Source organism: Cryobacterium tepidiphilum, from assembly GCF_003716325.1.
Classification (GTDB): domain Bacteria; phylum Actinomycetota; class Actinomycetes; order Actinomycetales; family Microbacteriaceae; genus Cryobacterium; species Cryobacterium tepidiphilum.
In genome coordinates, this window is the sequence record NZ_RDSR01000012.1 from 1 (window position 1) to 18134 (window position 18134).

Genomic DNA, 18134 nt, shown 5'->3' on the forward strand with positions numbered 1-18134 from the left:
GGTTCTCGGTGGCGAACTCCACCAGAGCTTCCTCCGCGAACGCCAGATCCTCCGGGTTAGCGTTCGCCCTAGCCTGCTCGAGGTTCGACATGATCGCCTCGGCCGCGTCCACCGGGATCCGGCCCGCCGAGAGCGCCTCCGCCACCGCCGGGAACGCGACCGGCAGCCGTTCCCCCAGCAAAGTCACCGGCGTCGCCGTCGCCGCGCCCACCCGGCACAGACGGCTCGCCTCGGCCACGGTGATCCGGCCGATCTCGGCCAGCAGCATCGCCGCACTCGCGTTCCCGGTGCGTTTGGCCAACCCCTCCTGCCCGAGCGACACGCGCGACCGTTCAACCACCTGCCCGGCAAGCCTCGCCAACAAGGCGTCGACCTCACGCTTGACCGCGAAACCCGCCCTAAGCGACTCCATGAGGCCCGCATCGCTCATCCCGGCCGCGTCGACCTCCGCATCGCCCATGCCCGCTGGTTGGGCGAAGTGCAGCGCGCCGGCCCACGCGTCGGCGAGTTCGCCGACCGAGGCGACCAACGCATCCGTTGAACCTGACATACCCTCACGCTACGGGTAACCACCGACATTCCCGCCGTCCTCGAATACCAGCCCTCACCAGCGGTTACACCCTGTGGACAACCCCACTCGACACGCCGCTGTGGAGGACCGAAACAGCCGGTCGACACGGGCCCCGACCTCGTCCCCGACAGTGACGTGAACGAACTGCGCGCACGGCGACGGTCACGCTCCCGGCCCGCGGATGGAAGACTGGAGGCATGACGATCATCGCTGCCGCCGACGGATCCGCCCTCGGGAACCCGGGCCCCGCCGGATGGGCATGGTACGTCGATGACTCCTGCTGGGCCGCCGGCGGCTGGCCGCACGCCACCAACAACCAGGGCGAGCTGAAGGCCGTTCTCGAACTGTTCCGGGCGACCGCGCACCTCGACGACGACCTCCATGTGCTGTGCGACAGCCAGTACGTCATCAACTCGGTGACCAAGTGGATGCCCGGCTGGAAGAAGAAGGGCTGGCGCAAGGCCGACGGAAAGCCGGTCATGAACGTCGAGCTCCTCCGCGAGATCGACGACGCGCTCGCCGGGCGCCGTTACCGTTTCGAGTGGGTCAAGGGCCACGCCAACCACACGTTGAACGAGGCAGCGGATGCGCGCGCCCGCGCCGTGGCCGAGGCCTACCAGCGACGCACGACGATTCCGGCCGGACCGGGCTGGTCCGGTGGCGCGGGCGCACCCGTGACGTCCCCGCCCGCTCCCGCGCGACCGCCGGAGCCAGGCGGCGCCCCGGTGACGCTGTTCGACGAGATCGCCGAGCACGGTGCCCTGTTCGACACCGCCTCGAAGGCCGAACCGGCGCGCGAGGCCGGCCGCACGGCATCCGTCACCCTCACCCTCACCCTCACCGACGCGGAACACGCCCGGCTCACGCAGCGCGCGGCGCGGCGCGGTGTGAGCGTCGAAGAGCTGTTGCGGGAGCTGATCTGAGCCCATGGACCAGCCGATGACCCCGCACCTGATCCTCGACCTGCTCCTGCTGCTGGCGCTCGTGGGCTGCTTCGTGTCCGGCTACCGCAGCGGGCTCCTCCGCAGCATCGCCGTGATGCTGGGACTCGTCGCCGGCGGCATCGCCGCCTACTTCGTCGTGCCGCTCGTGGGCAGCTGGGTGCCGGCGCCCGAGTGGCGCACCGCCGCCACCCTGGGGGCGGCCGCGCTCCTGGTGCTCACCGGCCTCTCGATCGGCCAGTCGGTCGGGTTCGCCATCCGTCGCCGCACGAGCCGCAGCCCGCTGCGGGTCGTCGACCGGACGCTCGGCGCCGTGGTCACCACCGTGGCTGCCGCACTGGTGCTTTCGATGGTCGCATTCACGGTCAGCGCCCTCGGCGTGCCTGTGCTGTCGTCTGCCATCGCGTCGTCGAAGGTGTTGCAGACCATCGACGGTCTCACGCCGACCCCGGTGCAGCGGTTCATGGCGCAGCTGCGCACGCTCACCGTCGACGAGGGGCTGCCGCGCATCATCGACGCGTTCAAGGGTCCGGTGCCGGAGATCCCCAAGATCGAAACCGGAAGCCCCGCTCTCAACGCCGCCGCGCAATCCGTGGTGCGCATCACCGGCAACGCCTACGCCTGCGGCCAGAACCAGTCGGGCAGTGGCTTCGTGGTGGCGCCCGGCCGGGTCGTCACGAACGCCCACGTGGTCGCCGGGGTGACGAGTCCTGTCGTCGAGTCGCCCGGCGGGCAGGCCGTGCGCGGCGACATCGTCTACTTCGACCCGGTGGGCGATCTCGCCGTGATCGCGGCCGACGACCTGTCGGCTTCCCCGCTCGACCTCACGAAGACCCTGGGCGTCGGCGCCACCGCGGTGACCGACGGATACCCCTTCGGCGGCCCGTTCGATTCCGACCCGGCGCGCGTGATCGCGGTGAACACCCAGGGCGTCGCCGACATCTACGGCGAGAACCGCGCGCCGCGGGAGGTGTACACCATCGCCTCGAAGGTCGACCACGGCGAGTCGGGCGGCCCACTGCTCACCACCGACGGCCTCGTCGCCGGGGTGATCTTCGCCAAGGCGGCCAACACCGCCAACGTCGGATACGCCCTCACCATGGACGAGCTGCAGCCGGTCGCCGCCAAGGCGCCCGGTCTCAACGACCCGGTGTCGTCAGGGATGTGCGTGAGCGGGTGACTCCTCCCAGCCGGCGCTGATCTCGGCGAGACCCTCCCGGAACCCGCGCTCCCACACCGACCAGTCGTGGCCACCGTCGTACACGCGGAAGGACGCGGTGATCCCCGGCGTGCGTCTGGCCCGGTCGTACAGCACCGCCGCCTCCACGTCGAGGTCATGCCCGGCGTCGGCCTCATCGTTCCGGTACTCCGCATCGCCCACGGCGATGAACAGCCGGATCGGCGTGGCGGGGTCGACGGCGTCGAGTGCCGCAGGGTAGCCGAGCTCCCGGTAGCGGGCGTCGTCGAAGACCCGGCCGCCCACGCCGAAGGCTCCGGAGTGGCGTGCGGAGGACCCCCGCGGCGGCGTGGGAACGTACACGGCCGGACTCATCACGATCGCCGCCGCGAACAGGTCAGGGCGCACGAGCGTGAACCGCAGGGCGCCGGCGCCGCCCATCGAGTACCCGGCGACGACACGGTCCCTGCCGCGCCGCGTGCGGTAGCGACTGTCGATGCGTGGAACCAGCACCTCCGTGAAGGCGGTTTCGATCGCCGCGCCGCCGCGGTACCGGGAGTCGACGTAGAAGCCGGCGCGGTCGCTCCACGGCGCATCCGGGATCACGCCGATGACCGCCGGCAGCGCCCCGCTCCGGATCCGGCCGTCGAGCCAGGGCAGCACCTGCGCCCAGTCGTCCGTCGAGTCGCCACGGCCGTGCAGCAGGTACAGCGTCGGATACCGTCGGTCCTGGTTCTCGGCGTCGTCGTAGCCCGGTGGAAGGTACACCGAGTAGTCGAGCCGGCCGCCGGGCACAGCGGCCGGCATCCACTCGACGCGCAGGTCCCCGCGCGTCATACCGGCGGAACCGTTCTCGGGCTCAATCACTGCCGGGCGTCAGGTCCCAGGCCAACCGGAACCCGATGTTGGGCGAGCGGTCGAGGCCCAGCCCTGCGAGCAGGAACTTCAGGCTGAATTCGGGCTCGCGGCGACCGCCGTCGACGTACCAGTCCGACCCCAGGGACGCGTGGTCGCTCCCGCCTTTCAGCATGACGAAGCGGGTGATCCCGTCGCTGTGCTCACTCTCGGTCCAGTTCCACACCCACCGCTCGGATCGGCGGAACCGGGGGTCGGCGGCCGCGATCTGCCACTCGAATTCAGTGGGGAGGCGGGCGCCCGCCCAGGCGGCGTACGCGCGCGCGTCGTCGAGATCGAGCCAGGTGGCCGCGCCGTCGCCGTCGCTCTCAACCAGGAACCGGTTCGTGCACACGGGCCGGTATCCGGTTGCGGCGGCGAAGGCCAGGAACTCTGCGCGGGTGACCTCGGTGGCGGCCACGGCAGTCCTCGCCTGGTCGACGCGGATGCGCTCGGTCCGGTCGTCGTGCAGCCGGGGCGGGAGCGGCTTCCACTCTTCGACGTACGGGGCGCCGGCGTACATCCCCGTCTCACGCCGCCGGTAGCGCACTTCGAGCGTTCGCTCGCCTGCCTCGATCACGACGGCGCCGGCAGGCGCCATACGGTCCCGCGACGTCCCGGGTGCCAGGCGCAGGGCGTCGCGGGCTGGGAAGGTGTCGTCGGCGTCGAACTCGTCGCCGGCCGCGGCGGCGAGGAGGCCCCCGAGCCAGTCCGGCTCGTCACCGCGAACGGCGAGGACGCCCGTGACGCTCCGGGCCGGGACCGTCGTACTCCCGCCCGGCAGGGCGTGTCCGGCGGTCACGTCATAGAGGCGGGCCCCGGAGGGGGCCTCCGCGATGAGCGGCCCGTGGTAGTCCTCCGTGCCCCGGTTCACGATGGTCCAGAGCGTCAGCGGGCCGTGCGAGTACCGGGAGACGTACACCCGGGCGGCGAGCGCTTCCGGGGCGGCGCCCGAGAGGGGCGACCAGTCGCCGTTAACCAGCACGTCGTTCAGGGCGCGCTGCACCCGGAGCATCCGTCGGAGGGTGCTCGTGTCGCGGGCGTTCCAGCCCACCCACACGCCGAACACGGTGTCCCACACCAGCATGCCCGTTCCGTTCATCCAGGCCGATTGCAGTTCTCCGCTGTGGTCGCGGTTCCAGCGCCTCGTTGAGTGCAGCATGTGGCGGCGCTCGTACCAGTGCGCCCGCATCACCCCGGGGGCCTCGCTGTCGGCGAACCACTGCGCCCAGCTGAGGAGGTGGTCTTCGATCCGCTGGTTGGGCACGCGCGACTCGCCCTCGAGCACCTGCGGCGGGTCGGCCGCGTGCAGGGCGTCGATGAGCCGGGAATCGCCCTCCTTCATGGTGTCGAGGAACACGCCGTCGACCCGCAGTTCGCCCACGAGGAGCGCGAGTTCCTCGGGGTCGTCGTTGGCCGGACGCCGGGTGCCGGTGTCCCACGGGTTGTAGTCGATGAAGACCTTGAGGCCGCGGGATTGGAAGTCCGCGACGAGATCGGCGAGTCCGGGCACATCCCGGTAGTAGTCGTACTGGTTGCGGTCGTCGATGCCGATGACGGGGTATGCGTGCCAGAGCACGATGCCGTCGAACCCGCCGTGGTCCGCGGTCAGCGAGAGGAGGCGGTCCGGGGTGAAGCGCTGCGCGTCACGGTCGAAGAGCCGTTCATCCCAGAGCCAGACGAGGGCGACGCTGTAACAGGACCGCGTCCAGGCGTGGTCGTCGCGGTCGTATTCGCGGCCGCTGTATGCCAGCCGCCGGCGGGCCTCCCGACGCCATGACGCGAGGGCGTCCCGCCAGGCCGGCCACTCGGCGGGGTCGGTGGGCGCCGCGAAGATCTTGGCGATGTCGCCGGTGGCCGCGTCGAGGGTCCCGTCCAGCGGCAGTACCGTCGGCAGGTCGATGGCGCGCGGAACCAGCGGGTTGATCTCGTTGGTGTTGGCCTCATCCGGGTCGAAGGAGTTCATGCGTGCATGCTTTCCGCCACGGCGAGCGTGCGCCGGGCCAGGTCGTCGAACGCGCTGGCATCGAACCCTGGGATGCTGGACGCCAGGCGGTTGTGCAGTGGGTCGATCCATTCGGCGGGCAGAGCGGATGCGCCCGCGAGCGCCCCGCAGATGGAGCCGGCCGTGGCGCCGACCGAGTCGGTGTCCCAGCCGCCGGTGACGGCCAGCGCGATCGCCTCGGCGAAGTCCCCGCCGCTCCGGGTGAGCGCGAAGGCAAGGAGCGCCGCATTGTTGAGCACATGCACCCAGTGCAGGCGGCCGAATTCGGCGTGCAGGGTGTCGAGTGCCTCCTCGACGGGCGTGTGCCCGCGGCCGAGCTCGCACCCGCGGCGGATGGCCGCCGCATAGCGGCTGCCGGCGGGAACGACGGAGAGGCCGGCACCGATGACGTCGTCCATGCTTGCGGCGACCACGGCCGCCGATGACGCGGCGGCGACGAACATGGCGCCGTACAGCCCGTTCCGGCGGTGACTCAGCCACGCGTCGGTCCAGGCCAGGCGGGCCGCCCGCCGCGGGTCGCCGGGGCAGGCCCAGCCGTAGACGTCGGTGCGGATCTGGGCGCCGATCCAGTCCCGGAAGGGATTGCGCACGGCCCCTGCCACGTCGGGTTCGTAGCCGTCGAGGAGGTTGCGATAGGCGATGCGCTCCGCGGTGAAGACCCGGCCCCCGGGGAGGTTTGCCAGCCAGGACCGGGCGACGTCGTCGGTCGTGAAACCGGCGCCGACGCGCTCCAGGAGGTCGAGGCCGATCAGGGGAAAGTTGAGGTCGTCGTCTTCGGGCATGCCGTCGATGTTCTCGGCCAGGCTCGTGGGTCGGCTGCGCCGGTTCCACGGATACCGGGCCGCGACGTCGGCATCGAGACCCGCCTCGGTGAAGTAGCCGGTGATCGGCCAGTTTCCGGTGGACTGCGCGATCGCCCTGATTCCTTCACGCGGGATCTTCTCGACGGGTTTGCCGAGGAGGCAGCCCGCGGCCCGGCCGAGCCACGCGCCGTGCACGCGGTCCAGGTTGGTGGTCGGCGGGAGTGACGGCGTTGCCGGGGCGGCGGCACGGATGTCGTCCAGGGCGTCGGGTTCGGCGTGGCGGAGGGACGCGGGGATGGGAATCCGGTCGATGTCGTCGAGCAGGGTCCGCGCCAGCAGCCGCAGTGCGTCGTCGGCGGCGGTGGGCGTGGCGCCGGTCGCGGGTGCCGTCGTGCTTCCCCCGGCACCGCGCCAGCGCTCGCGGATGGCGGTGACGTCCTGCTCGTCGGCGTCGGCGGCGGCCAGGGCGTGCGGGAGCAGGTCTTCCGGTTGGGTCCAGGTGAGCCGCAGCATCACCGCTGGGCCGCCGGGACCTGTCCGAGGGCGTTCCGTGCGGTGTCGCGTGCCTGTGCCCGCTGCTGGTCCTTCGCCCAGATGTCCCGGGTCACGTCGGCCATGGTGGCGCCGGAGCGTGTGAGGTCCATCTGGCTTCCGGTGGAGACGCCGTCGAGCCACTCCGCCGGGACGCTGCCGAGCCCGCCGAGGGCGCCGGCGATGGAGCCGGCCATCACCGCGATGGAGTCGGAGTCGCGACCGTAGTTGATGGCGCCGAGGACGGATTCTGCGTAGTCCCCGTCGGCGGCCAGGAGCATGCCGAGGGCGATGGGAAGCTCTTCGATCGACTTGGTGCGGCTGGGGATGCGCGCGTCACGGGCGGGCGCCCGGTAGTCGGGGCCGACGGTGTCGAATGGTTCGACAGCGCGGCGCAGCGTCGCGAGTCCGCTCCGCCAGTCGGTGACCGACGCGGCCGCGGTCGCGACGGCGTCGATGGCGTCCTTCGTGCCGTCCTTGGCCAGGCGGAGTGCCGCCGAGACGACGTCGTCGGGTCCCGCTCCCGGGCGCATGGCTTCGGCGACAGCGGCCGCGTACACCCCGGCCGCCTCGCGCCCGTAGCTGGACTGGTGTGCGCCGGCGACGTCGATGGCCTCCGCGTACGCGGCATCTGCTGCACCCGCGTTGGCGATGCCGATGGGGGCCACGTACATGGTCGCCCCGCAGTTCACGATGTTGCCCACTCCGGCTTCCCGGGGATCGATGTGGCCGTAGTGGATGCGGGCGACCAGCCACTTCTCGGCGAGGAAGATGCGGTGCAGGAGCAGGGCTTCGCTCTCCAGTTCGGGGATCCAGCGTTTGTCGCCGATGAGCAGCGGCACGAGGTGGTCGGCGATGGCGTAGGCGTCGAGGTGGTCCCGCACGGTGGCGTAGACGTCGACGAGCGCGTTGGTCATGAGGGTGTCGTCGGTGACGTGCCCGTCGCCCTTGTGGTACGGGGCGATCGGGCGGGCATTACGCCAATCGGCGAGGAACGGGGGAACGATGCCGCTGATGAAGCCGCCGTACCGGGCCTGGATCGCCTCGGGCGTGTTCCCCTCCGCGGCTCCGCCGAGGGCGTCTCCCACTGCGGCGCCGGCGAGGGCACCTGTCGCCTTGTCCTCGAGCAGATCCATTGGTTGTTCTCCTTGTTTCACGATTGCGCTCGCACGCTGGTTCCGGTTGGTCGAGGGCGGGCCGGGCGCGATGCCCGGCCTGCCCTCGCGGTGGTCAGCCGCCGACGGCTGCCCAGCCGTCGGTGAGCTGCTTCTTCAGGTCGTCGGCGCTGATGTTGTTCGCCAGGAACTTCTGCAGGCTCGGGGTGGCGTACTGGTCCTTCCACTGCGGGTAGTTCGCCGCGGACTGGAACGGCGCAGCGGTCAGGCTCTCGCCCGAGGCCAGCATCGCGCTCCAGCCGTTCTTGCCCTCGGTGTCCTTGGCGACCTGCTCGCGAGCGGGCGCTGACGCCGGGATCAGCCAGTCGCCCTCGGCCAGCTTCGCCTGGTTGGTGGGGTTCATGAAGTAGTCGATGAACTCCGCGGCCTGCTTGACGTGCTTGCTCTCGGCGGCCACGGACATGGTCTGCGGGTTGGCAGCCTGCATGGTTCCCTCGCTCCCTGCCAGCGGGGGCAGGACGGCCCAGTGGAAGCCCTTGGGCGCGGATTCCGTGAGCTGCTGCGCGACGTAGTTTCCGCCGACGTACATGGCGTACGACCCGTCGAAGAAGCCCGGGAGCACGTCGGAGCCGCTCTGCGTCAGCGACACCGGGTCGATCGACTTGTCGGAATACGTCATCTCGTTGATGCGCTTGGGAACTTCGAGTTCCGCGTCGCCCACGTGGATCGTCGACGAGCCGCCGTTGTTGTCGAAGAACGTGCCGCCGAAACCGAGCGCGAGGTTCATGACGGTGGCCGTGGGCGACTTCAGGCCCCAGCCGATGCCGTACTTTCCGTCTGCGGTGAGCTTCTTCGCCAGGGCCTGGAAGTCATCCCAGCTCAGCTCTTTGCCGTCGGGCAGCGGCACACCCGCCGCGGCGAATGCATCCGTGTTGGCGAAGACCACATAGGTCTGCATGAGGGTCGGTGCCGCGACGACGGATCCGTCCTGGGCGGTGACCGTGCTCCACACGTCCTTCGACACGGCGTTCACGACGTCGTCGCTGAGGTACGGCTTGAGGTCGGCGAGGTAACCCTGGTTGGCGAAGCCGGCGATGTCCGCTGACTCGTCGTGGATGATGTCCGGGGCCGTTCCGCCCTGGAACTGCGTGACCAGCTGGTCGTGCACGTTGTCCCAGCTGCCCTGCTGGAGCTTGACGGTGATGTCGGGGTGATCCTTGTTCCACGAGTCGACAATCTCTTTCGTGGCCGCGATCGTGGTGTCCTGGAACGCGAGGCTCTGGAACGTGAGGGTGACCGGCCCTTCGGCGGACGGTTCCTGGGAGGACGAGGTGCCTCCCCCGCCGCCGAACGCGCATCCGGTCAGGACTCCGGCGACCGCGAGAGCGCCGGCGGCTAGTGCAGCCCGTCTTTTCATTGTGAGTACTCCTTTGTGATTGCACTGCATTGTGATTGCACTGTTGGATCTTCCGGTGGAAGCGTGGTCATCCTGGTCAGCCCTTCACCGCACCGCTCAACAGCCCCGAGGTGAGGCGGCGCTGGATGATGGCGAAGAAGACGAGGCTCGGGATGGTGGCGAGCAGCGAGGCCGCAGCGAGCTGGCCCAGTTGGACCTGCCCCTCCGCCCCGACGAAACGGGCGAGGGTGAGCGGGAGGGTCTGCAGCTTCGGATCCTGGATCAGCACGAGCGCGAAGAAGAACTCGTTCCAGCTGCCGATGAACGTGAAGAGGCTCGTGGCGACGAGGCCGGGGGCCAGGAGCGGCAGCACGATGCGGCGCAGGATCAGCAGCCGAGAGCCGCCGTCCATGGCGCCGGCCTCCTCCAGCTCGACCGGGATGCCGGCGACGTACCCCTGCAGCATCCACAGGGCGAACGGCAGCGACCACACCGTGTAGACGAGCACGAGGCCGAGCAGGTTGTTGATCAGGCCGATCTGCTTCAGCACCAGGAACAGCGGGATGATGATCAGGATGAAGGGGAACACCTGGCTGAGCAGGATCCACCCGGTCGCGATGGTCCGCAGCTTGGTGCGGAACCGCGCCAGGGCGTAGGCAGCGGGCAGGGAGATCAGGGTGACGATGATCGTGGTCAGAACCGCCACGATCAGGCTGTTCGTGGCCGCCCGGATCAGGTTGGCCTTGTCGATGGCGCCCGCGAAGTTGTCGAAGTTCCAGCTCTCCGGCAGGAACGTCGGGTTGGGCGAGAGCAGTTCCTGCGACGACTTGAAGGCCGTCAGGAGCAGGAACAGGAGCGGGAAGCCGAGGAAGACGACGTAGCAGGCGAGCGCGACGTACTGCAGGGGCCGGCCGATGCGACGTGCCGCGAAGCCCGACGCCATGGGTGCCGCTGTGGTCGTGGTCTGTCTCATGACAGCCTGCTCCTTGCCTGGCCGCGGAGGTAGAGGAAGAGGAACACCGAGATCACGATGACCATGACGTTGCCCATCGCGGCCGCGTAACCGAACTCCCCGTAGCGGAACGCCTCGTTGTAGGCGAACAGCATGGGGAGCATCGTCTGGCCGCCGGGGCCGCCCGCGGTGAGCACGAAGACCAGGGCGAACGAGTTGAAGTTCCAGATGAGGTCGAGGGTGGTGATGGCGACGATGATGGGCCGCAGGGCCGGAAGCGTGACGTGCCAGAAGCGGTGCAGCACTCCGGCGCCGTCGATGGCGGCCGCCTCGTGCAGTTCGGCTGGGACGTTCTGCAGGCCGGCCAGCAGCGTGATCGTGGTCTGCGGCATCCCGGCCCAGACGCCGACGACGATGACCGCGGGCAGGGCGGTGCTGAAGCTTCCCAGCCAGTTGATGTCGCCGGGGAAGCCGACGGTGCGCATCGCCTCGTTGATCGGGCCGTAGCTGGGGTTGAGCATCAGGCGCCACATGATCGCGATGACCACCGGCGGCATCGCCCAGGGCACGAGGGCGAGGGTGCGTGCGACACCGCGAAACTTGAGGTCGAGGTTCAGCAGCAGCGCCAGCCCGAGCGAGGCGAGGAATTGGAGCGCCGTGACCCCGAACGCCCAGACCAGGCCGATGCGGAAGGAGTTCCAGAAGAGCTCGTTCCCCGCGAGCCGCGCGTAGTTCTCGAGGCCGTTGAAGCTGACGACGGCATTCAGCCCGGCTTTGGAGTCGGTGAAGCCGAGCAGGATCCCCTGCATGAGCGGGTACACGCTGAACAGCACGACGGGGATGAGCGCGGGCAGGACGAGGAGCCAGGCGTCGCGGCCTCCGCCGTTGGGTCCGGTGTTCCTGCGCCGGCGCTTCGGCGGGGCGACCGGCGGGACGGGGCGCGTCAGGGTGCTGGTGCTCACGCCGCACCTCCCCGGACTCCACTGCCGGCCGTGTCGATGCTGCCCGGGGCGGGGGTGCCGGCGGTCGACTCCCGCACCGTCAGGCGGGGCTCGATGACGACCCGGCTCACCGACGCTGACGGGTCCTCCAGACGCCGCAGCAGCAGCCGGGCGGCGGTTCTCGCGCGCTTGGCTGAGCGGAGGTCGACGCTCGTGATCGAGGGGATGCTGAGCTCGGCGATGTCTGTGTCGTCCATGCCGACGAGCGCGATGTCCTCCGGGACGCGCAGCCCTCGCCGGGCCAGCACCTTGAGGGCGGCGACGGCCAGCAGGTCGTTCGCGCACACGATGGCGTCGGGAGTCGACTGGTCGAGCAGGGTCTCCGCCGCGGTGAGGCCGGCGGCCAGGGTGAAGTCCTCGGCGCCGACCGTTGCGTCGTCGTTCATCGGCAGCTCGCGCTTCACCATGGCGGCGGTGTACCCCGCGAGGCGGGCGGCACCGGGGACGGTGTCGACCGGACCGTTGATGAACGCGATGCGCCGGCGGCCCAGCTCGGCGAGGTGCGCGACGGCAAGCGTCATGCCGGCGGCGGAATCGGCGCGCACGTTGTCGACCTCCACGTCGGGCGGGAGGGAACCGATGACGACGATCGGCAGGCGGCTCGAACGGATCGTGTCGATGAGTTCCGGGGTGACCCGCAAGGGGCTCAGCAGGAGCCCGTCGGCGTAGCCGCGGTTGAGGCTCTGCAGCAGGGTGATCTGGTCGTCGGGGTTGCTTCCGGTGGACGAGAGCACCAGGCGATACCCGGCATCCGTCACGACCCGGCTGACCTCGTGCATCATGTCGACGTAGACCGGGTTTCCGACGTCGGCGACGGCGAGGGCGATCTGCTCGGTGCGGCCCACCTTGAGGGAACGCGCCGTGGCGTCTGCGACATAGCCGAGTTCCTGCGCGGCGGCCTGCACCCGCTCGGCGAGGTGCGAGGAGGCGGGCAGCCCGTTCAGCACGCGCGACACCGAGGCGATGGACACGCCCGCACGCTCGGCCACGAGCGCCAGCGTTGACTTGCGTGTCTCCATCGGTGGCTCCTTCGCCGGGTCGTAAACGTTTACAAGAACGTTTACAGAAATGTAGCGCACGCCGGTCGTGCGATGCAAGCAGAAATCCGTGATCGACGTCGGAGTCGGTGCCATGATGAACCATGTCCACTCCCCGCACGCTGACGGATGCCGACCTGCGGCGACTGCGCCGTCACCTCCGCACCGAACAATCCGACCTCGCCGCGGAGCTCGCCCAGCTCACCGGCACGCTCGGCGTGGTGCGTGACGCCCGCGGCGACACGTCCGCCGACGATGAGCACGACCCTGAGGGCCCGACGCTCTCCGCGGAGTGGTCACGGATCGCCGGCGTGCACAGCGAGCTTGCGCTCAAGGCGGCAGCCATCGAGCAGGCGCTGCAGCGGATGACGGCCGGCACCTACGGGCTCTGCCGGCGCTGCGGGCGGCCCATCGGCACCGAACGACTCGATGCGCGCCCGGCCGCCGAGCTGTGCATCGAGTGCGCCCGGGTGCTCGAGAACCGCCGCTGAGCGTCGCCCCGCCCGCGCCCCCTCGCCTTCCTCCGCCTCCTCTCCCCCTGAGGGTCGAGAATCGACCTTCCCAGTGCCCTGAACGGTCGATATGCGACCCCTCACGCGCTGGTTGGAGTGGTCGTTCAGGGTGGCGCGGTCAGTGGTGGAGCAGCAGGGCGAGGGCCAGCACCGCGAGCATGAAAGCGGATGCCGCGAGCGCCGCCAGCGCCCACGCGGAGGCGGAGTGCAGGGTGCCCCGCTGCACCAGTTCGTCGTGCGCCCGCCGGTAGCGCACCTTCGCCCCGAAGTACGCCGCGATCGCGAGGCCCAGGCCCACGATGCCCGCGACGACGGCCACCACGCCGGCCTCCTCGGCAACGTAGCGGATGCCGGCGGCACTGGCCACGCCGAGCGCGAGTATGGTGCGCTGCCAGGCCAGGAACGTGCGCTCGGGCTGCAGGCCGGCGTCGAAGACCCGGCCGGCGGCATCCGTTTCGCCGGGCACGCTCACAGCAGCATCCCGAGGGCGATGAGCACGCCCGCCGAGACCACGCCGACCGTGAGCACGGCGGAGAGCGCCGGGGCCGGCAGCGGACGGCCGAGGCGCATGGCGCGTTCCGTGCGCATCCAGCTCACCCACGCATGCACCGGCGCGATCAGGCCCAGGATCACGAACACGGCCGAGGACGCGTGCCGGAAGTCCTCCCGGATCGGCACATCGAGTGCCTCCAGCGCCACGCCCGCGGCGATCAGGGCCAGCGAGGTGCGGATCCAGGCCAGGAAGGTGCGCTCGTTGGCGAGGGTGAAACGGGGGTCGGGCTCACTCCCCTGGCCGTACACCGCATTCGGAAATCGCCTCACCGCCACGTCGCATCCCTTCCCTCGCCCTCAGGCTAGCGGGTCGGGAAGTGAGGGGTTTCCGCGTCGGGCAACCCCGCCTATCGTGGCGGGCATGAACGACAACGACCCTGCCACGAACCGATCCGACGACAACCGGCCCTTCGACGACGCCCGCTTCGGCAACACCCCCGTCGACGGCGAGCCGACGGAAGCCGTCGCGTCGCCCGACGACGATGCCCTGGAGAACATCGCGGAGTCGCTGCCCGGCGCCGGCACCCTGCACGACGGCGAGGCCGAGCGCATGCACGGCACATCCGACGGCGTCACCGACAACGACGACCCCGCCATCCCGAGCCGCCCCGCGCCCCTGACCTGACCTCTCCGGTCAGACGCCCGCGAAGAAGGCGCCGACCGCCGCGGAGAGCGCCACCGGGTCGTTCACGTGGCAGAGCTCCCGCGCGGAGTGCATCGACAAGAGGGGCACCCCGACGTCGACCACACGGATGCCGAGGCGGGTCGCGGTGAGCGGGCCGATGGTGGACCCGCAGGGCATCTGGTTGTTCGACACGAACTCCTGGTAGGCCACCCCGGCGGCGTCGCAGAGCCGCTTCCAGAGGGCGGCCCCGTGCGCATCCGTCGCATAGCGCTGGTTGGCGTTGATCTTGAGCAGCGGCCCTCCCCCGGCGACCGGCTGGTTCACCGGGTCATGGCGCTCCGGGTAGTTCGGGTGCACGGCGTGCCCGGCGTCGGCCGACACGCACCAGGAGGCGGCGTAGGCGCGCAGGCGGTCGGAGGCGCTGGCCCCGAGGCCCGCCCCGATGCGGGTGAGGATGTCGTCGAGCATCGGCCCGCTGGCGCCCGAGCGCGACGCCGAGCCGAGCTCCTCGTGGTCGAACGCCGCCAGCACGCTGATGTGGCCGGCGCTCGGGGCGTCGGCGACGTCGACGAGCGCTTCGAGGCCGGCGAAGACCGACGACAGGTTGTCCATGCGTCCCGCCGCGAACAACTCCTGGTCCCGGCCGAAGCGCGCGGGGGCGGCCGTGTCGGCGGTGTGGATGTCGTAGCCGGCGACGTCGCCGGGCGCGAGCCCGGCGAGCGCGGCCAGGTGGCCGAGCACGTCCGCCTCCGACCCGTCGCCCACGCCGTACACGGGCGTGAGGTGCCGTTGCTTGTCGAGCTTCAGCCCGTTGGAGTTCACGTCGCGGTCGAGGTGCACCGCCAGCTGCGGGATGCGCAGGAACGGTCCGGTGCGCACCAAGTGCTCGGTGCCGCCGTGTGTGACCAGGCGCCCGGCGAACTCCAGCTCCCGGTCGAGCCAGGAGTTCAGCAGCGGTCCGCCGTACACCTCCACCCCCGCCTGCAGCCAGCCGTACGCGGCGATCGTCGGGCGCGGCTTGAGCTTGAAGCCGGGCGAATCGGTGTGCGCGCCGAGGATGCGAAACGGCGTGGTGGGGCCGGCGCCCGCGGGCTGGAACCACGCGACCACGGCGCCGTCACGCACCACGTAGCATCCGCCCGGCTCGCCGTCCCATTCGGCCTGCTCGTCGAGGTGCCGGAAGCCGGCCGACGCCAGGCGCTCGGCCACGGCGGCGGCAGCATGGTACGAGGAGGGCGATGCCGTGATGAAGCGGGCGAAGTCGTCGATGTAGTCGCTAGCGGCATCCATTCGTCCATCCAACCATGCGCGCGCTGCCGAGGGTCTTGCCCCCGAGCCCACGGGCGCGCTCTACTGGTCGCATGTCAACGATGATCTTCGTGAATCTCCCGGTCCGCGACCTGGAGACATCCGTGTCTTTCTGGACGGCGCTGGGATACTCCTTCAATCCCCAGTTCACCGACGAGAACGCCACCTGCCTTGTGATCGATGAGGGTCACATCTACGCCATGCTCCTGGTGCACGACTTCTTCTCGACCTTCACGGACCGTCAGATCGCCGACACCTCCACGACGGTCGAGACCCTGATCGCCTTGAGCGCCGATACCCGGGAGGGCGTGGACGAACTCGCCGACAAGGCCCTCGCCCACGGCGGCAGCCCCGCCGGCGCAACGCAGGACTACGGCTACATGTACGGCCGCAGCTTCCTCGACCCCGACGGGCACCAGTGGGAGGTCACCTGGATGGACATGTCGCAGGTGCCTCCGGCGCCCTGACCGGCGCGTCCCGACCCGCCCGCCGGATTGTCAGTCGCACCTGAGAAGCTGGGTGCATGAGCGAAACGACCACGTCGACGCGGAGCGAGGCCCTCGGCATCCTGCGCACCCTGGTCGGCCGGGGCGACGCCGGCTTCCACGACGGCCAGTTCGAGGCCATCGAGACGCTCGTCGACGACCGCCGACGCGCCCTCGTGGTGCAGCGCACCGGCTGGGGGAAGTCGGCCGTGTATTTCGTCGCCACCCTGCTGCTGCGCCGGCGCGGCGCCGGCCCCACCATCCTCGTGTCGCCCCTCCTCGCGCTCATGCGCGACCAGGTGTCGGCGGCCGCACGGGCGGGGGTCCGCGCCGTCTCCATCAACTCGTCGAACATGCACGAGTGGGACGACGTGCGGCAGCAGCTGCAGCGTGATGAGGTCGACGTGCTACTGGTCTCCCCCGAGCGTCTCAACAACCCGGCGTTCCGCGACCAGCAGCTTCCCGAGCTCATCCGCCGCGTGGGCCTGCTCGTCGTCGACGAGGCGCACTGCATCTCGGACTGGGGCCACGACTTCCGCCCCGACTACCGGCGCCTGCGCGATCTGATCGCCCTGATGCCGCCCGGCGTGCCGGTGCTCGCGACGACGGCGACGGCCAACAGCCGGGTGGTGACGGATGTCGCCGAGCAGCTCGACCACGGCGCCTCCGCCGGCGAGGTGGTCACCATTCGCGGCCCGCTGGCACGCGCCTCGCTCCGCCTCGGCGTGCTTCGCCTGCCCGACGCGAAGGAGCGCCTCGCCTGGCTGCTCAGCCACCTCGGCGAGCTGCCGGGCAGCGGAATCATCTACGCACTCACGGTCTCGGCCGCCGAAGACACCGCCAGGCTGCTCAGGGAGGCCGGACACGCGGTGCGCGCATACACGGGCCAGACCGACACCGCCGAGCGCGAGGAGTCGGAGCGGCTGCTCAAAGACAACGCGGTGAAGGCCCTCGTCGCCACGAGCGCCCTCGGCATGGGCTTCGACAAGCCCGACCTCGGCTTCGTGCTGCACCTCGGGGCGCCCAGCTCCCCCGTCGCGTACTACCAGCAGGTGGGCCGCGCCGGCCGCGCCACCGACAACGCCGACGTGCTGCTCCTCCCGGGCCCCGAAGACGAAGACATCTGGCAGTACTTCGCCACGGCGTCGATGCCGAGCCGCTCCCGGGCCGACGCGGTCCTCTCCGCCCTGCGCGAGAACGGGGGCGCCCCCCTGTCGACGCCCGCGCTCGAAGCGCGCGTCGACATCCGTCGCAGCCCGCTCGAGCTGCTGCTCAAAGTGCTCGACGTCGACGGGGCCGTGCGCCGCGTGCAGGGCGGCTGGGTCGCCACGGGCGAGCCGTGGGCCTACGACGCCGACCGTTACGAGCGCATCGCCGCCGCGCGCGTGGCGGAGCAGCAGAGCATGCTCGCCTACGAACGCACCGACACCTGCCGCATGGAGTACCTGCAGCGCGCCCTCGACGATGAGACGGCGACCCGCTGCGGGCGCTGCGACGCCTGCGCGGGGCCCTGGTATCCCACCTCGGTGGCAGCGGATGCCGCCGCGAGCGCCCGCGCGTCGCTCGACCGGGTGGGCGCGGTCGTCGAGGCCCGGGCGCAGTGGCCGACGGGCGCGGCGAGCCTCGGCGTCGACGTGCGCGGCAACATCCCCGCCGGCGAGCGCGCCGGCCAGGGCCGCGCGCTCGCGCGCCTGACCGACCTCGGCTGGGGCGGTCCGTTGCGCGACCTGTTCGCGCCGGGTGCGGCCGACACCGCGGCGACACCCGCCATGCTGCAGGCCTGTGTGCGGGTGTTGGCCGAGTGGGGCTGGGAGGAGCGCCCCGCCGCCGTGGTGAGCCTGCCGAGCCGCCGGCATCCGCTGCTCGTGGAGTCGGTCGCCAGGACCCTCTCCGACGTCGGCCGCCTGCCTTGGCTGGGGAGCCTCGATGACAACCAGACCGGCCTGCCGCCCGGCGAGGCGGCCGGGAACAGCGCCTATCGGCTCGCGCAGGTGTGGAACCGGTTCTCCGTGGGCGCAGAGGTGGCCAGCGCACTCGGGCAGCTCGGCGGGCGGCCGGTGCTGCTCGTCGACGACCTCGCCGACAGCCGGTGGACCGTCACGGTCGTCGCACGCCTGCTCCGCCGGGCGGGGGCAGGTCCGGTCCTGCCGTTCGTGCTCGCCCTGCGGTCCTGACCCGACTTCCCGGCCTCGCCTACCCGGCGACCCATTTCGTTGGCATTCTGGAAAG

At 70.8% G+C, this 18134-nt stretch carries 17 protein-coding genes and 1 pseudogene; 6 read left to right on the forward strand and 12 right to left on the reverse strand.

The genetic code is table 11. From position 1 onward, the window contains the following. A partial coding sequence (locus EEJ31_RS08410; RefSeq protein WP_148040149.1) for a 13E12 repeat family protein occupies positions 1-550 on the reverse strand: 550 nt, incomplete at its 3' end. Between the two features lie 218 nt (positions 551-768). On the opposite strand from EEJ31_RS08410, the pseudogene EEJ31_RS14135 reads away from it, so the two are divergent. Together EEJ31_RS14135 and EEJ31_RS08420 are read left to right on the forward strand one after the other, a co-directional pair. Then, positions 769-1195: pseudogene (locus tag EEJ31_RS14135) on the forward strand (ribonuclease H family protein); the annotation flags it as partial. Between the two features lie 303 nt (positions 1196-1498). Continuing rightward, positions 1499-2692 carry a MarP family serine protease gene (locus tag EEJ31_RS08420; RefSeq protein ID WP_233563807.1) on the forward strand — a complete coding sequence of 398 codons (1194 nt, stop codon included), beginning with the start codon at positions 1499-1501 and terminating at the stop codon, positions 2690-2692. Here the strand turns inward: EEJ31_RS08420 and EEJ31_RS08425 are convergent. The 8 genes from EEJ31_RS08425 to EEJ31_RS08460 all read right to left on the reverse strand — a co-directional run bounded on the left by EEJ31_RS08425 (position 2669) and on the right by EEJ31_RS08460 (position 12405). Then, positions 2669-3526, reverse strand: coding sequence for an alpha/beta hydrolase (locus EEJ31_RS08425; protein WP_123045866.1), 858 nt, complete (start codon positions 3524-3526; stop codon positions 2669-2671). The two genes, EEJ31_RS08420 and EEJ31_RS08425, sit on opposite strands and share 24 nt — an antisense overlap. Positions 3527-3548: 22 nt before the next feature. Further along, the gene (locus tag EEJ31_RS08430) at positions 3549-5549 is read right to left on the reverse strand and encodes an SUMF1/EgtB/PvdO family nonheme iron enzyme (RefSeq protein ID WP_123045867.1); all 2001 of its coding nucleotides are present in this window, start codon (positions 5547-5549) and stop codon (positions 3549-3551) included. Then, complete coding sequence (locus EEJ31_RS08435) at positions 5546-6904, reverse strand: ADP-ribosylglycohydrolase family protein (protein WP_123045868.1); 1359 nt, start codon at positions 6902-6904, stop codon at positions 5546-5548. The genes EEJ31_RS08430 and EEJ31_RS08435 overlap by 4 nt, the downstream gene beginning before the upstream one ends. Continuing rightward, positions 6904-8058 (reverse strand): ADP-ribosylglycohydrolase family protein, encoded by a 1155-nt coding sequence (locus tag EEJ31_RS08440; protein WP_123045869.1) that lies wholly within the window; start codon positions 8056-8058, stop codon positions 6904-6906. Before EEJ31_RS08440 ends, EEJ31_RS08435 begins: the two co-directional genes overlap by 1 nt. A 94-nt stretch (positions 8059-8152) precedes the next feature. Then, positions 8153-9454, reverse strand: coding sequence for an ABC transporter substrate-binding protein (locus EEJ31_RS08445; protein ID WP_123045870.1), 1302 nt, complete (start codon positions 9452-9454; stop codon positions 8153-8155). A gap of 76 nt (positions 9455-9530) precedes the next feature. Further along, positions 9531-10406, reverse strand: a complete 876-nt coding sequence (locus tag EEJ31_RS08450; protein WP_233563808.1) for a carbohydrate ABC transporter permease — start codon at positions 10404-10406, stop codon at positions 9531-9533. Beyond that, entirely contained in the window at positions 10403-11347 is a 945-nt protein-coding gene (locus EEJ31_RS08455; RefSeq protein WP_233563809.1) for a carbohydrate ABC transporter permease, read from the reverse strand. The genes EEJ31_RS08450 and EEJ31_RS08455 overlap by 4 nt, the downstream gene beginning before the upstream one ends. After that, a complete protein-coding gene (locus tag EEJ31_RS08460) occupies positions 11344-12405 on the reverse strand; it encodes a LacI family DNA-binding transcriptional regulator (RefSeq protein WP_123045872.1) in 1062 nt (353 codons plus the stop codon). Before EEJ31_RS08460 ends, EEJ31_RS08455 begins: the two co-directional genes overlap by 4 nt. Before the next feature lie 122 nt (positions 12406-12527). Here EEJ31_RS08460 and EEJ31_RS08465 point away from each other — a divergent pair, with 122 nt between their 5' ends. Next, a complete protein-coding gene (locus tag EEJ31_RS08465; protein ID WP_123045873.1) occupies positions 12528-12914 on the forward strand; it encodes a TraR/DksA family transcriptional regulator in 387 nt (128 codons plus the stop codon). Positions 12915-13053: 139 nt separating this feature from the next. On the opposite strand, the gene EEJ31_RS08470 is transcribed toward EEJ31_RS08465, so the two are convergent. Together EEJ31_RS08470 and EEJ31_RS08475 are read right to left on the reverse strand one after the other, a co-directional pair. Continuing rightward, on the reverse strand, positions 13054-13407 hold the full coding sequence (locus EEJ31_RS08470; protein WP_233563810.1) for a DUF202 domain-containing protein: 354 nt from the start codon (positions 13405-13407) through the stop codon (positions 13054-13056). After that, positions 13404-13763 (reverse strand): YidH family protein, encoded by a 360-nt coding sequence (locus tag EEJ31_RS08475; RefSeq protein ID WP_123045874.1) that lies wholly within the window; start codon positions 13761-13763, stop codon positions 13404-13406. The genes EEJ31_RS08470 and EEJ31_RS08475 overlap by 4 nt, the downstream gene beginning before the upstream one ends. 85 nt (positions 13764-13848) lie before the next feature. Here EEJ31_RS08475 and EEJ31_RS08480 point away from each other — a divergent pair, with 85 nt between their 5' ends. Next, complete coding sequence (locus EEJ31_RS08480) at positions 13849-14112, forward strand: hypothetical protein (protein ID WP_123045875.1); 264 nt, start codon at positions 13849-13851, stop codon at positions 14110-14112. Positions 14113-14121: 9 nt separating this feature from the next. Here the strand turns inward: EEJ31_RS08480 and EEJ31_RS08485 are convergent, their stop codons facing one another. Then, positions 14122-15402: a M18 family aminopeptidase gene (locus EEJ31_RS08485; protein ID WP_123045876.1), complete on the reverse strand. Its 1281-nt coding sequence runs from the start codon at positions 15400-15402 to the stop codon at positions 14122-14124. Positions 15403-15473: 71 nt separating this feature from the next. Here EEJ31_RS08485 and EEJ31_RS08490 point away from each other — a divergent pair, with 71 nt between their 5' ends. Together EEJ31_RS08490 and EEJ31_RS08495 are read left to right on the forward strand one after the other, a co-directional pair. After that, the gene (locus EEJ31_RS08490; protein ID WP_123045877.1) at positions 15474-15887 is read left to right on the forward strand and encodes a VOC family protein; all 414 of its coding nucleotides are present in this window, start codon (positions 15474-15476) and stop codon (positions 15885-15887) included. A 56-nt stretch (positions 15888-15943) separates the two neighbouring features. Beyond that, positions 15944-18079 carry a RecQ family ATP-dependent DNA helicase gene (locus EEJ31_RS08495; RefSeq protein WP_123045878.1) on the forward strand — a complete coding sequence of 712 codons (2136 nt, stop codon included), beginning with the start codon at positions 15944-15946 and terminating at the stop codon, positions 18077-18079. Positions 18080-18134 lie beyond the last annotated feature (55 nt).